The sequence below is a fragment of the Streptomyces sp. NPDC036984 genome, assembly GCF_055607665.1.
The window spans coordinates 94,470-108,466 of the sequence record NZ_JBVJRL010000013.1; the positions used below are offsets into that span (position 1 = coordinate 94,470).

The 13,997-nt window shown below is 71.1% G+C and carries 13 protein-coding genes and 1 pseudogene; 12 read left to right on the plus strand and 2 right to left on the minus strand.

What is annotated here, in order from left to right; translation table 11 throughout:
- Positions 1 to 40 precede the first annotated feature (40 nt).
- The 12 genes and pseudogenes from ACZ7DL_RS23480 to ACZ7DL_RS23535 form a co-directional block, all read left to right on the plus strand.
- Entirely contained in the window at positions 41 to 1,603 is a 1,563-nt protein-coding gene (locus ACZ7DL_RS23480; RefSeq protein WP_470776671.1) for a glycoside hydrolase family 53 protein, read from the plus strand.
- Between the two features lie 189 nt (positions 1,604 to 1,792).
- Positions 1,793 to 2,080 carry a helix-turn-helix domain-containing protein gene (locus ACZ7DL_RS23485; RefSeq protein WP_470776673.1) on the plus strand — a complete coding sequence of 96 codons (288 nt, stop codon included), beginning with the start codon at positions 1,793 to 1,795 and terminating at the stop codon, positions 2,078 to 2,080.
- Positions 2,081 to 2,208: 128 nt separating this feature from the next.
- Positions 2,209 to 3,168: an SMP-30/gluconolactonase/LRE family protein gene (locus ACZ7DL_RS23490; RefSeq protein WP_470776675.1), complete on the plus strand. Its 960-nt coding sequence runs from the start codon at positions 2,209 to 2,211 to the stop codon at positions 3,166 to 3,168.
- Between the two features lie 67 nt (positions 3,169 to 3,235).
- On the plus strand, positions 3,236 to 3,697 hold the full coding sequence (gene crcB, locus ACZ7DL_RS23495; protein WP_470776677.1) for a fluoride efflux transporter CrcB: 462 nt from the start codon (positions 3,236 to 3,238) through the stop codon (positions 3,695 to 3,697).
- A 37-nt stretch (positions 3,698 to 3,734) separates the two neighbouring features.
- Entirely contained in the window at positions 3,735 to 4,109 is a 375-nt protein-coding gene (gene crcB, locus ACZ7DL_RS23500; protein WP_470776679.1) for a fluoride efflux transporter CrcB, read from the plus strand.
- Positions 4,110 to 4,184: 75 nt separating this feature from the next.
- Entirely contained in the window at positions 4,185 to 5,021 is an 837-nt protein-coding gene (locus tag ACZ7DL_RS23505) for an undecaprenyl-diphosphate phosphatase (protein ID WP_470776680.1), read from the plus strand.
- A 173-nt stretch (positions 5,022 to 5,194) separates the two neighbouring features.
- Positions 5,195 to 5,872: a FadR/GntR family transcriptional regulator gene (locus ACZ7DL_RS23510; RefSeq protein ID WP_470776914.1), complete on the plus strand. Its 678-nt coding sequence runs from the start codon at positions 5,195 to 5,197 to the stop codon at positions 5,870 to 5,872.
- Positions 5,869 to 7,308: an amino acid permease gene (locus ACZ7DL_RS23515; protein WP_470776682.1), complete on the plus strand. Its 1,440-nt coding sequence runs from the start codon at positions 5,869 to 5,871 to the stop codon at positions 7,306 to 7,308. The genes ACZ7DL_RS23510 and ACZ7DL_RS23515 overlap by 4 nt, the downstream gene beginning before the upstream one ends.
- A 41-nt stretch (positions 7,309 to 7,349) precedes the next feature.
- Positions 7,350 to 8,366, plus strand: a complete 1,017-nt coding sequence (locus tag ACZ7DL_RS23520) for an asparaginase (RefSeq protein ID WP_470776684.1) — start codon at positions 7,350 to 7,352, stop codon at positions 8,364 to 8,366.
- A 164-nt stretch (positions 8,367 to 8,530) separates the two neighbouring features.
- Positions 8,531 to 9,940, plus strand: a complete 1,410-nt coding sequence (gene aspA, locus ACZ7DL_RS23525) for an aspartate ammonia-lyase (protein ID WP_470776686.1) — start codon at positions 8,531 to 8,533, stop codon at positions 9,938 to 9,940.
- A gap of 50 nt (positions 9,941 to 9,990) precedes the next feature.
- On the plus strand, positions 9,991 to 10,929 hold the full coding sequence (locus tag ACZ7DL_RS23530) for a glutaminase (protein ID WP_470776688.1): 939 nt from the start codon (positions 9,991 to 9,993) through the stop codon (positions 10,927 to 10,929).
- A gap of 39 nt (positions 10,930 to 10,968) precedes the next feature.
- Positions 10,969 to 11,088 (plus strand): annotated as a pseudogene (locus ACZ7DL_RS23535) (MptA/MptB family glycosyltransferase); the annotation flags it as partial.
- Positions 11,089 to 11,105: 17 nt separating this feature from the next.
- Here ACZ7DL_RS23535 and ACZ7DL_RS23540 read toward each other — a convergent pair.
- Complete coding sequence (locus ACZ7DL_RS23540) at positions 11,106 to 12,275, minus strand: D-alanyl-D-alanine carboxypeptidase family protein (protein ID WP_470776689.1); 1,170 nt, start codon at positions 12,273 to 12,275, stop codon at positions 11,106 to 11,108.
- A gap of 183 nt (positions 12,276 to 12,458) precedes the next feature.
- Positions 12,459 to 13,607 carry a transcription termination factor Rho gene (rho, locus tag ACZ7DL_RS23545; protein ID WP_470776691.1) on the minus strand — a complete coding sequence of 383 codons (1,149 nt, stop codon included), beginning with the start codon at positions 13,605 to 13,607 and terminating at the stop codon, positions 12,459 to 12,461.
- Positions 13,608 to 13,997 lie beyond the last annotated feature (390 nt).

A 13,997-nucleotide genomic window follows, 5' to 3' on the forward strand; every position in this document is an offset into this window, starting at 1 on the left:
GGAGGCCCCCTCCCCAGTTACGTCGAAGGGACGACGGACGATGAAGTTCCATCCCAGACGCACCATCAGAGCCCTGCTGCTGCCGCTCGCGGCCGGGCTCGCCCTCACCGCCCTGCCCGCCCAGACCGCCCAGGCCGCGAGCACCCTCACCAACGGCGGTTTCGAGTCCGACGGTGCGGGCGTGGCCACGCCCGCCGGCTGGTCCGAGTACGGCGACACCGGCGCCTCGTACACCGAGTCCGGCGGCCACAGCGGGAGTCACCGCCTCAGCCACTACGCGTCCTCCGCCTACAAGGTGGAGACGTACCAGTACCTGTCCGGGCTGACCAACGGGAACTACACGCTGACCGCGTGGGTCCGGTCCAGCGGCGGGCAGAACGCGGCGTACATAGCGCTCAAGAACTGCGGCAGCTCCGAACAGCGCACGGACCTGCCGATCTCGTCCAGTGGGTGGATCCGGATCGTCACGCCGATCAAGGTGACCAACAACCAGTGCACCATCAGCATCAACAGTGATGCCAAGGCCGGCAACTGGATCAATGTTGACGATCTCACCTTCACATCCGGCACCACGGGTACATCCATCCATGGCGCCGACATCTCCTCCCTCGCCAAGAGCGAGGCCAAGGGCGGCGTGTACCGGACCGGCTCCGGCACCACCGGCGACGCCGTCTCCATCCTCAAGTCGTACGGCATGAACTACGCGCGCCTGAAGGTGTGGGTGAACCCGGCCGACGGCTTCAACGACAAGGCGCACGTCCTCGCGACGGCCAAGCGCGTCAAGGCGCAGGGCATGAAGCTCCTGGTCGACTTCCACTACTCGGACAGCTGGGCCGACCCGGGCAAGCAGACCAAGCCGGCCGCTTGGACGGGTCATACATACAGTCAACTCAAGACGGACGTGTACAACCACACGTACGACGTGTTGAGCGCCTTGAAGGCTCAAGGCACCACCGCCGACATGGTCCAGGTGGGCAATGAGATCAATGGTGGCATGCTGTGGTCCGAGGGATCAACGGACAACTGGACCCAGCTCGCAGGGTTGATCAACTCCGGCTACAACGCCGTCAAGGCGGTCAACTCGTCCACCCTCGTCGCGCTGCACCTGGCCAGGGGCGGGGACAGGTCCGCCACCGAGTGGTGGTTCGACAACGCGGTCGCGGGCGGGGTGAAGTTCGACGCGATCGGGCTGTCGTACTACGGCTACTGGCACGGCCCGCTCTCCGACTTCCAGACCACCCTGGACGACGCGGCCTCCCGCTACGGCAAGCCGGTGTTCGTCGCCGAGACGGCCTACCCCTTCCGCCTGGACAGCGACGACTCGCTCACCAACCAGATCGACACCACCGGAGAACTCGTCTCCGGCTACCCGGCGACCGCGGCCGGGCAGACCAAGTGGATGAACGACGTGGCGAGCATCGTGGAGGCCGTCCCGAACGGCCGCGGTCTCGGCGTCTTCTACTGGGAGGCCACCTGGACCGCCGTCACCGGCAACGGGTGGGACCCGACCGACGCCGCCTCCGGCAACGGCTGGGAGAACCAGGCCCTGTTCGGCTACGACGACAAGGCGCTCTCCTCGATGACGTGGTTCAGCCACCGCTGAACCCCGCGTACCCGGGCCCGCTCGCACACTGCGACCGGGCCCCCGCCGTATTCCGGGCCCCGGCACCGGTCCTCGGTCGCACGGCCGTTCGGTACCGGACAAGGGATGCCGAGTCCCGGACGTGACCGCGTCGCCGCCGCCACAGTGGGAACACTGCATACGAGGAGGCCGGGGACGGAGGGCGGACGGATGATGGGAACTCCCTCGGGCCGGATGCGGCAGACCATCCTGGAATGGCTCAAGGACCCCGAGGCCCACTTCCCGGCCTCGCGCCCCCGGGAACCCGCCGATACCGGTGTCACCGCCCGGGCCGTCGCCGCCAAGCTCGGCGTGCCCCGCCGGACCGCCATAGCCCACCTGGACTTCCTCACCCGCCTCGGCGTCCTGCGCACCCGCCGGGTCCGCTGCCGCACCTACTACCGCCGCGACGAGATCCGTATCGCCGAGGTGGCCCGGATGTTCGAGAAGGGGTGGTGACGCAGCCGGCCGCGGGCTGGGAAGTCCGCCGGCGGGTGCCCCCTGCAGAGCGGGGCGCTGCCCGACGGGCCGGTACGCGCGCGACCCGGCTGCCAGGACGGGCCGACCCCATGGAGAAGGGACCGTATATGGACCGAGCCACGGCACTCGTGCCGCTCCACTATGTCTCCCTGGGCGCCCGCGGCCCCGAGGACGTCGTCGCCGATGCGCACGGGCGCGTGCTGACCGGAGTGGCGGACGGGCGCATTCTCCGCGTCCACCGGCTCGACGACCCGCTCACGGCCCGCGTGGAGGTGCTGGCCGAGACCGGCGGCCGTCCGCTCGGGCTCGAACTCCTCCCTGACGGAGACCTGCTGGTGTGTGACGCCGCACGCGGCCTGCTGCGCGTGAGCCCGGACGACGGCACCGTCCGGGTCCTCGCGGACTCGGTGGCGGGGGAGCGGCTCCGCTTCGCCAGCAACGCCGTCGCCCTGCCCGACGGCACCGTGTACGTCACCGTGTCCAGCCGTCGCTACCTCCTGGACCAGTGGATCGGGGACATCGTCGAACACACCGGCACCGGGCGCCTGCTGCGGCTCGCTCCCGGTGGCGGAGAACCGGAAGTCCTGCTGGAAGGGCTGCAGTTCGCGAACGGACTCGCCGCGAGCGCCGACGGCTCCTTCCTGGTGATCGCGGAGAGCGGCTCCTGCCGCCTCACCCGCTACCGGCTCACCGGCCCTCGCGCCGGACACACCGAACCCTTCGCCGACCTCCCGGGCATGCCGGACAACCTCTGGCGCGAGGGTCCCGGCGGGCCGGTCTGGGTCGCCCTCGCCAGTCCCCGCGTCCCCCCGCTGGACCTGCTGCACCGCGCCGGGCCGGCGATCCGCCGGAGCGCCGCCCGGGCCGCCGTACACGCGCCGTACCGCCCGAGCGGGACCGTCGGCGTCGTCGCCGTCGACGACCAGGGCCGGACCGTGCACCACCTCACCCGCCGGCGCTCCGGCTTCCGCATGGTCACGAGTGTCTGCGCGACCGGCGATCATCTGGTGCTCGGCAGCCTCTGGGAGTCCGGAGTGGCCGTCTGTGCGCGGCCCTCCGTCCGCTGAGGCGGCGGTACCCTGGTCCCGCCGTGATCACCCGTCGGGTCAGGGCCCGAACAGGAGACGTACGAGCATGTCAGCCCCGGAAACGGAGAGCCTCAGCGACCGCCCGGCGCCGCCGCGGCGGTCCGCGTGGCGTACCCAGGCGCCCGTCGTCGCGGTCGTGGCACTCGGCGGCGCGCTCGGCGCGGTGGCCCGCTACGCGCTCACTCTCGCCTGGCCCACGCCCCCCGGCGGCTTTCCCTGGGCGACCTTGTGGACGAATGTCGCCGGCTGCGCGGTCATGGGGGTGTTCATGGTGCTGATCATCGAGGTGTGGGCCGCCCACCGCCTCCTGCGGCCGTTCTTCGGTACCGGCGTCCTCGGCGGCTTCACCACCTTCTCCACCTACGCGGTCGACATCCACAAGCTGGTCGACGCCGGCCGACCCGGCCTCGGGCTCGCCTATCTCGCCGCGACGCTGTGCGGGGCGCTCGCGGCGGTCTGGCTCGCCTCGGCCGCCGCCCGCCGGGTGCTGGTCCGGGCACGCGCCTAGTTCGGACAAAACGGAAAACGGAGGGTAAGAACTCGTTGTGAACTGGCTGCTGGTCATCGCCGGAGCCGCCGTCGGTGCACCCCTGCGCTATCTCACCGACCGCGCCGTGCAGGCCCGCCACGACACGCTCTTCCCGTGGGGCACCTTCGTGGTGAACGTGGCCGGCTGCCTGGTTCTCGGGCTGCTGACCGGTGCCGCCTCCGCCGGGGTCGCCGGACCCCATGCGCAACTCCTGGTGGGCACCGGACTGTGCGGCGCGCTGACGACGTACTCGACCTTCTCCTACGAGACCCTGCGGCTGACCGAGGCCGGCTCCGGCCTCTACGCTGCCGTGAACGTCGTGGCAAGCCTGATCGCGGGACTCGCGGCGGCGTTCACCGGGGTCTGGTTCGCCGGCGCCCTGTGGGCCTAGGTGCTTGTCGCCCGGCCGGAAACAGCAAGTACTGTCTACGGCACTGTCGGCCCCCTCTCCTCAGAACTGGATCCCATGAGCGCCATCTCCGTCGGTCAAGCCGTCGTCCTCGGAGTAGTCGAGGGGGTGACCGAGTTCCTCCCGGTGTCCTCCACGGGTCACCTGAAGATCGCCGAGGGGCTCATGGACATTCCCGTCGACGACAAGTCCGTCGTCGGGTTCTCGGCCGTCATCCAGGTCGGCGCCATCGCCGCCGTGCTCGTGTACTTCTTCAAGGACATCAAGCGGATCGTCACCGCCTGGTTCCGGGGTCTGGCCAACCGCGAGGAGCGCTACCACCACGACTACAAGTTCGCCTGGTGGGTGATTGCCGCCACGATCCCGATCGTCGTGGTGGGTTTGGCAGCCAAGCCGCTGATCGACGGCCCGCTCGCCTCGCTGTGGGTGGTCGCCGGCTCCCTGATCATCGGCTCGGGTGTGATGTGGGCCGCCGACCAGATGGGGCGGCACAAGCGCGGTGAGGACGACACGTCCTTCAAGGACGCGATGTGGGTCGGCTGCTCCCAGATCCTCGCCCTGCTCTTCCCCGGCTTCTCCCGCTCCGGTGCCACCATGTCCACCGCGCTCATCCTGGACCTGGACCGGGTCGCCGCCACCCGCCTCTCCTTCTTCCTCGGCATCCCGGCCCTGACCGGCGCGGGCATCTACGAGCTGAAGGACGCCCTCGGTGCGGGTGTGGGCGCGGCCCCGCTGGCCGTCGGTACCATCGTGTCGTTCGTGGTCGCCTACGCCTCCATCGCCTGGCTGCTGAAGTTCGTCGCCAAGCACTCCTTCAACGCCTTCGTGATCTACCGGATCGTGATCGGCGTCCTCCTCCTCGGCCTCCTCGGCACGGGCACGCTCAGCAGCTGAGCGAACGCGCTGGTCAACCACGGGGTGCGGATGCCTGTATGCAGGCGTCCGCACCCCGTAAATGTTTCCTTACTTGATGCCTTGACAGTTCCCACCCGCAACCCGCAGGATCGTCTCCCGTGAACCTGTCAGACAGCCAGACAGGTGGCCGGGGCCCCCGGCGCGTGAGCGCCATGGAAGCGGTCCTCGCCCACCTCCGCAGCGCCATCGAACGGGGCGAGTACGCCATAGGCGACAAGCTCCCCTCCGAGGCCGAGCTGTGCCGCACCCTCGAGGTGTCCCGGCCCGTGCTCCGCGAGGCGCTGCGCGCGCTGCAGACGATGGGCCTCACGGTCTCCCGGACCGGCAAGGGCACCTTCGTCGTCGCGAACGCCGTCGAGGACCCCACCTTCGGCGACTACGCGGCCAGCGACCTGCTCGAAGTGCGTCGCCACATCGAGATCCCGGTCGCCGGATACGCGGCCCGGCGCCGCACCCCGGAGAACCTGGACCACCTGGCCCACCTGCTCGACCGCATGGAGCGGGAGACGGACACCACCGCCTGGGTCGCGATGGACACCCTCTTCCACCTCGCCGTGGCCGAGGCCGCCCAGAACCCGGTCTTCCGCCGGGTCATCGAGGAGATCCGCGACGCACTGGCGCGTCAGTCGGCCTTCCTCAACGAGCTGGGCGGCCGCCGCGAGCAGTCCAACCGCGAGCACCGGGCGATCGTCGAGGCGCTGGTCGACGGTTCCGAACACGACGCGGTGGAGGCCATGAGCCACCATCTGGACCGCGTAGAGACGACCCTCACCGACATCGTGCGTCCCCAGCGGACGGACCACCCTACGGAAGGCGGACCCGAGGCGTGAGCGAGCAGCACCTCAAAGACGAGACGCGCCCCTCGTCCGGCCATGTCGACGCCGGAGACGCCGGCTACAGCAAAGGCCTGAAGCACCGGCACGTCAACATGATCGCCATCGGCGGTGCCATCGGCACCGGCCTCTTCCTCGGCGCGGGCGGCCGGCTCGCCGACGCCGGGCCCTCCCTCTTCATCGCCTACGCCGTCTGCGGCGTCTTCGCCTTCCTGGTCGTGCGCGCCCTGGGCGAACTCGTCCTGTACCGCCCGTCCTCCGGCGCCTTCGTGTCGTACGCCCGGGAGTTCCTGGGCGAGAAGGGCGCGTACACCGCGGGCTGGATGTACTTCCTCAACTGGGCGACCACCGGTATCGCCGACATCACGGCCGTCGCGACCTACACCCACTACTGGGGCATGTTCTCCGACATCCCGCAATGGTTGATCGCATTGATCGCCCTGGCGGTCGTGCTGACCGTCAATCTGATCTCCGTCAAGATCTTCGGCGAACTGGAGTTCTGGTTCGCGATCGTCAAGGTCGGCGCGCTCGTCGTGTTCATGTGCATCGGCATCTTCCTGCTGGTCACCCAGCACCCGGTCGCCGGCCACCACCCCGGCCCGTCACTGATCACCGACAACGGCGGCGTCTTCCCCAACGGCCTGCTGCCCATGCTGCTGATCGTCCAGGGCGTCGTCTTCGCCTACGCCTCCGTAGAGCTGGTCGGCGTCGCCGCCGGCGAGACCGAGAACCCCGAGAAGATCATGCCGAAGGCGATCAACTCGATCATGTGGCGCGTGGGCCTGTTCTACGTCGGCTCGGTGGTCCTGCTGTCGATGCTGCTCCCGTGGAACAAGTACACCGCCGGCGAGAGCCCCTTCGTCACGGTCCTGTCCAACATAGGCGTCCCGGCGGCCGGCGGCGTGATGAACCTGGTCGTCCTGACCGCGGCCATGTCGTCCCTCAACTCCGGCCTCTACTCCACCGGCCGCATCCTGCGCTCCATGGCGATGAGCGGCTCGGCCCCGAAGTTCACCGGCCGGATGAGCCGCAGCCAGGTCCCGTACGGCGGAATCCTGCTCACCAGCGGTATCTGTGTCCTCGGCGTGGGCCTGAACTACGTCGTGCCCGCCGACGCCTTCGAGATCGTCCTCAACTTCGCGGCGATCGGCATCCTCGCGACCTGGGGCATGATCATGCTCTGTCACCTGCTCTTCTGGCAGAAGACCCGGAAGGGCGAGCTGACCCGGCCGTCGTACCGGCTGCCGGGCTCCCCCTGGACCGAAGTCGTGACGCTGGCGTTCCTCGCCTCCGTCCTGGTCCTCATGTACGCCGACGGCGGCGCCGGACGCACCACCGTGCTCTGTCTGCCGCTGATCGCCGCAGCGCTGGTCGCGGGCTGGTACGGCATCCGCGCCCGCGCAGCCCGCACATCCACCGGCGCCGACGCGTGACCCGCGTTCCGGCCGACCCCGACCCCATGATTCAGGCAGTGATGTACAGCAGTTCCCCCGCCGACGCACCCGTCGTCCGCGAACCCCTCCATGCTCCCGTCGCCCACCTCATCCGCGGCGGGGTCGTCGAGGGCATCCACTACGGCTCCGTCGTCGTCCTCGGCGCCGACGGCCAGGTGCCGTTCCGGCTCGGCGACATCGAGGCCGCCTTCTACCCGCGCTCGGCCCTCAAGCCCGTCCAGGCCGTGGCCATGCTGCGGGCCGGACTCCCGCTCGACGGCGAACTGCTCTCGCTGGCCGCCGCCAGCCACTCCGGCGAGGAGCGCCACCTCGCCGGCACCCGGCGCATCCTCGAACTCGCCGGACTCACCGAGGACGACCTGCGCAACGTCCCCGACATGCCGTTCGACCCGGTCGTCCGGGACACCTGGGTCCACGAGGGCCGGCTGCCCTCCCGGCTCGCCCAGAACTGCTCCGGCAAGCACGCGGCGATGCTCTGGACGGCCAAGCTCAACGGCTGGTCCCTGGAGGACTACCTCGACCCGGCGCACCCGCTCCAGCAGACCGTCGCCGCGACCGTCGAGGAACTGACCGGCCAGCGTGTGGCCCGGGTCACCGTGGACGGCTGCGGCGCCCCGCTGTTCTCCATCTCCCTGCACGGCCTCGCCCGCGCCCTCGCCCGGATCACCTCCGCAGCGCCCGGCACCCCCGAGGCCCGGGTCGCCGACGCGATGCGGGAGCACGCCGAAATGGCCTCCGGCTCCGGCCGGGACGTCGCCGCGCTCATGCGGGCCGTGCCGGGGCTGCTCGCCAAGGACGGCTTCGAGGGCGTCCAGGTGGCCGCGCTGCCCGACGGCACTGCTGTCGCCGTGAAGATCGCCGACGGGGCGAATCGGGCGCGTGTTCCGGTCGCCGCGGCGGCGCTCGCCCGCGCGGGTGTGAACCCCGACCTCCTGACCGAGTTCGCTGGGGAGCCCCTGCTGGGCGGCGGGGAGCCGGTGGGGTGCGTGCGGGCCGTGCGCGCGCTGGACCCGGTGCCGCTCACCACCTGCGCGTAGCGCGTCGCTGATCGCCGATCGTTCGGGGGACTGGGGGTCGTCTCCGGTCCGTGGGCCGTCCGTGGCTCGTCGCGCCCGCACGGCGGTAGCCGCACGTCGACAACGCCCCCGCCCCTTTCGGGGCGCTCTCACCTCCGTACCTCAGAAAGAGGACCTGAACTCCCATGACCGCCGCCACCCGCCGCGAACACGATCTGCTCGGCGACCGTGACGTCCCCGCCGACGCGTACTGGGGCATCCACACCCTGCGCGCGACGGAGAACTTCCCCATCACCGGCACCCCGATCTCCGCCTACCCGCACCTGATCGACGCCTTGGCCGCCGTCAAGGAGGCCGCCGCGCTCGCCAACGAGGAACTCGGGCTGCTTGCGCCCGAGAAGGCCGCCGCGATCGTCGCCGCCTGCCGCGAGCTCCGGGCCGGCAAGCTGCACGACCAGTTCGTCGTGGACGTCATCCAGGGCGGGGCCGGCACGTCCACCAACATGAACGCCAACGAGGTCGTGGCGAACCGTGCGCTGGAGCTGCTCGGCCACGCCAAGGGGCAGTACACGCATCTGCACCCCAACGAGGACGTCAACCTCGGCCAGTCAACCAATGACGTCTACCCGACCGCCGTCAAGATAGCGACGGTCTTCGCGGTACATGGACTGCTCAAGGCGATGTCTGTACTGCAGGACGCGTTCGCCCGGAAGGCCGTCGAGTTCCGTGACGTGCTCAAGATGGGCCGTACACAGTTGCAGGATGCAGTACCGATGACGCTCGGTCAGGAGTTCTCTGCATTTGCCGTCATGATTGAGGAGGACCGCAGCCGTCTTGCCGAGGCTGTCGAGTTGATCCATGAGATCAACCTGGGCGCCACGGCCATCGGCACCGGCCTCAACGCACCCGCCGGCTACGCCGAGGCCGCCCGCCGGCACCTCGCAGCCATCACCGGCCTCCCGCTGGTCACGGCCGCCAACCTGGTCGAGGCCACCCAGGACTGCGGCGCCTTCGTCCAGATGTCCGGCGTTCTCAAGCGCGTCGCGGTCAAGCTCTCCAAGAGCTGCAACGACCTGCGCCTGCTGTCGTCGGGGCCGCGCGCGGGCCTCGGAGAGATCAATCTGCCGCCCGTGCAGGCCGGTTCGTCGATCATGCCGGGCAAGGTCAACCCGGTCATCCCCGAGGTGGTCAACCAGGTCGCCTTCGAGGTGATCGGCAACGATGTCGCCATCACCATGGCCGCCGAGGCCGGGCAGCTTCAGCTCAATGCCTTCGAGCCGGTCATCCTGCACTCCCTGTCGGAGTCGATCACGCACCTCCAGAGCGCCTGCCGCACGCTCGCCGAGCGCTGCGTGTCCGGCATCACCGCCAACACCGAGCAGCTGCGCGCGACCGTCGAGAACTCCATCGGCCTGGTCACCGCGCTCAACCCGCACATCGGCTACACGGCGGCGACCGACATCGCCAAGGAGGCCCTCGTCACCGGCCGAGGCGTGGCCGAACTGGTACTGGAGAAGGGCCTGCTGCCCGCCGAGAGGCTCGCCGACCTGCTACGCCCCGAGATCGTCGCGGGCAGCGGGGCGCCAGCCGCCTGACCTGCGGCAACGCCACCACGATTACGCTCAGGGGCCGGTTGGCGGGCACAATGGTGATCATGACAACGACGTCGTCCCACGCCTTCCTGCCGGTCCTGGAGCGCATCGCCGAGGAGATCAGCCGCACGCCCGGACGCGGCCGTCCCGCCGACTACATCCCGGCCCTCGCGGCCCGCGATCCGCGCAGCTTCGGCATGGCCGTGGCCGAGCTCGACGGCACGGTGTACGGGGTGGGGGACTGGCGGCAGCCGTTCTCCGCGCAGTCGATCACCAAGGTCTACACGCTCGCCCTGGACCTGGCCCGGGAGGGCGACGAACTCTGGGAGCACGTGGGGCGCGAGCCCTCCGGCAACCCGTTCAACTCCCTGGTCCAGCTGGAGTACGAGAACGGCATCCCGCGGAATCCTTTCATCAACGCGGGTGCCCTCGTCGTCACCGACCGCCTCCAGACCCGTACCGGGGACGCGGCCGGCGAGCTGCTGGCCTTCCTGCGCGCCGAGAGCGGCAACCCCGCCCTCGACTTCGACAAGGAGGTCGCCGCCTCCGAGACCGCCCACGGCGACCGCAACGCCGCCCTCGCCCACTTCATGGCGTCCTACGGCAACATCGACAACGAGATACCGGTCCTGCTCGACCAGTACTTCCGGCAGTGCTCCATCGCCGCCTCCTGCGCCGACCTGGCCCTGGCCACCGGCTTCCTCGCCCGGCACGGCGTCCGCGCCGACGGCAGCCGGCTGCTCAGCCGCAGCCAGGCCAAGCAGGTCAACGCGGTCATGCTCACCTGCGGCACGTACGACGCGGCCGGCGATTTCGCCTACCGGGTCGGCCTGCCCGGCAAGAGCGGGGTCGGCGGCGGGATCATCGCCGTCGTACCCGGCCGGTGCACGCTGTGCGTGTGGAGCCCAGGCTTGGACGAACGCGGCAACTCGGTGGCCGGTGTGGCGGCCCTGGACCGGTTCACGACCCTGACCGGACTGTCGGTGTTCTGACAGGACGGGTCGGCAGGGGGCCGCGGAAGGCGCCCTGAAGTGGCCCTCATGGCCGTGGCGCTGCCCCGCCTCGCCCGGCACAGCGGCGCCGGCCCGGCCGCCGCCCTGTGGCTCGGCGCCCTCAACCCGCTCGTGCTCCTGCACCTGGTCGCGGGCGCTCTCGGCATGCCGGCGGGTCAGCCGCGCGGCGCCCGGTTGCCCTTGACCCGCAGCGCCAGCGCCACGGCTCCGGCGCCGAGCCCGGAGAGTCCCGCGACGACGGCGGTTCCGGACCAGCCCGAGTCGTCGTCCGATGCCACGGCCGCCGCCACCGGCGTGGCGGAGGCCCGGGTACGGGACGGGGTGCGCAGCCCGTCCAGCGAGCCGACCGGGTCCACCCGCCCGGCCGCGTCGAAGCCCCAGTCGAGCAGGGCGCGGGCCTCCTCGTACACGGTGAACCCGCCGTCGCTCTGAGGGTTCAGTACGCTGACCACCAGGGTGCGCCCGCCCCGGCGGGCCGCGGCCACCAGCGTGTTGCCCGCGTTGCTGGTGTACCCGTTCTTGATCCCGATCAGCCCGGGGTACGGCGCCACGCCGTCCTCGCCGGTCAGCAGCCGGTTGGTGTTCTCGATCGGGTACGGCGACCCGTCACCGGGGAAGTCCGCCAGGGCGGTGGAGCAGTACCGGGCGAAGTCGGGGTTGGCCAGGCCGGCCCGGCCGAACACCGCCAGGTCGAAGGCGGAGGACACCTGGCCGGGGGCGTCGTAGCCGTCCGGGGAGACCACATGGGTGTCCAGGGCGCCGAGTGAGCGGGCCTTGGCCTGCATGCGGCCGGCCGTGGCCTGCCAGCCGCCGCCCAGCTCGGCGAGCACGTGCACGGCGTCGTTCCCGGAGCTGAGGAAGACCCCGCGCCACAGGTCGGCCACCTGGTAGGTGTGCCCCTCCTCGACGCCGACCAGGCTGCTGCCCTCGCCGACGTCCGCCAGCTCCTCGTACCGCACGGTGTGCCGCAGGCCGCTGGGCAGCGCCGGCAGCACGGTGAGTGCGAACAGGGTCTTCAGGGTGCTCGCGGGCGGCAGTTCGCGGTGCGCGTCGTTCGCGGCCAGCACCTCCCCGGTGCCCGCGTCGGCGACGAGCCAGGACAGCGCCGAGACGTCGGGCACTTCGGGGGCGCCCCGGTGCGGCCGGACCTGGGTGCCGGAGTGGTAGAGGAGGGAGGGCCCGGGCATCGCCGCCCGGGGGCGGGGCGGGGCGGGCTCCCCGGCCCGGGGTGCGGCGGCGGCAGCGGCCGGCGTGAGCACCAGCAGGCCCGCCACACAGAGGGAGCAGGCCGACACTGCCGCGCGACAAGAGATTCCGGTGACCATATGATCAACCTACGAACATGGTCCGCCCGCACCAGGCCGGCCGGGCCGTTCGGGTCGCCCGAGCAACCCGGATGCCGCACCCGGCCGCCGCGCGGTCCCCTGCTCGGCAGTCCCGCGGCCCGGCACTCACCACTCGGCAGTCCCGCGGCCCGATACTCGTCCCGGCAGTCCCGCGGCCGGGTCTCAGCCGGCCGGCAGGGTGGGCCGGATCCGCCGCAGGAACGCGGCGTTGTCCGGCGTGGCGCGCAGCCGTTCCAGGAGGGTCTCCAGGGAGGACGGTCCGGCCTCCCGGGCGCGCAGAGCACGGCGCAGCCCCTGTACGGCCGTCAACTCGGATGCGCTGAGCAGGAGTTCCTCCCGGCGGGTGCCGGTTGCGTCGATGTCGACGGCGGGGAAGAGGCGGCGGGCGGCGAGTTCCCGGTCCAGGCGGAGTTCCATGTTGCCGGTGCTCTTCAGCTCCTCGAAGAAGTAGCCGTCGGCACGGGAGCCGGTGTCCACCAGGACCGTGGCGAGGATGGTGAGCGAGCCGCCCTCCTCGGCCTGGCGCGCGGCGCCGAAGAACCGCTTGGGGCCGAGCAGCGCACCCGCGTCGACACCGCCGCTCAGGGTGCGGCCGCCGGCGGCGGAGGCGTTGTTGTGCGCCCGGCACAGCCGGGTCAGCGAGTCCAGCAGGACGACGACGTCCTCGCCGGCCTCCACCCGGCGCTTGGCCCGCTCCACGACCAGGTCGGCGAGGGCGATGTGCTCCTTGGCCGACCGGTCGAAGGTGGAGGCGTACACCTCGCCGCGCACCGAGCGGCGCATCTCGGTGACCTCCTCGGGCCGCTCGTCCAGCAGGAGGACCATCAGCCGGCACTCGGGATGGTTGCCGGCCACGGCGGCGGCGAACTGCTGGAGCAGCACCGTCTTGCCGCTCTTCGGCGGGGCCACGATGAGGCCCCGCTGGCCCTTGCCGACCGGGGCGAGCAGATCGGTGACGCGTCCGGCCGGACCGGAGGCGGGGTGTTCCAGACGGATGCGCCGGTGCGGGTGGAGCGGGATGAGGTCGCGGAAGTGCCGCCGGGAGCGCAGCTCGCCGGGAGCACGTCCGTTGACGCGCGCGACGTCGGTCAGGGCCCGCTGCGCGCCCCGCACGCCCTCGACCAGGTCGCCCTTGCGCAGCCCGTGGCGCCGGATCAGCGCCGGCGGGACCTGCGGATCGGCGGGGGAGGGGAGGAGGCTCGTGGCCCGCAGGTGCCCCTTCCCGTGTGCGTCGATGTCGAGGACACCGGCGACGAGCGGCTCGCCCTGAGCCTGCCGGGCCTCGGGTAGGTGTTCGAGAGTGGTGGTCATGGTGGGAGTCCTTTCGCGGAGGACGAGGAAGGAAAGGGGGAGGAAGCAGGAGGAAGCGGGAGGAAGGGGAAAGGCCGCGAACGGGAGGCGTCTACGACTGCCTCCGGGCGGCGGGAACGGCACCCCGGGTACGGCGAGGAACGCTCGTCTCGAGGTGATGCCGAGAAGCTGACACGCCGGGTGCCGGACATCCGGACAGCGGCGGAAGGATCAGCGTGAAGAGGTGAAACTGGCACCGGCGCCCCAGGGGGCGTACACAAGTGCTGACGGCACGGTACCACTCGACACGGTCCTGTGTCCGTGTCTCGCTCAACACACCACCGCATCGGGCTATTCCCGGGGTGGCGGGGGCCGGTCGGGCGCGCGCTGACCGACGACCCCGGCGCACCC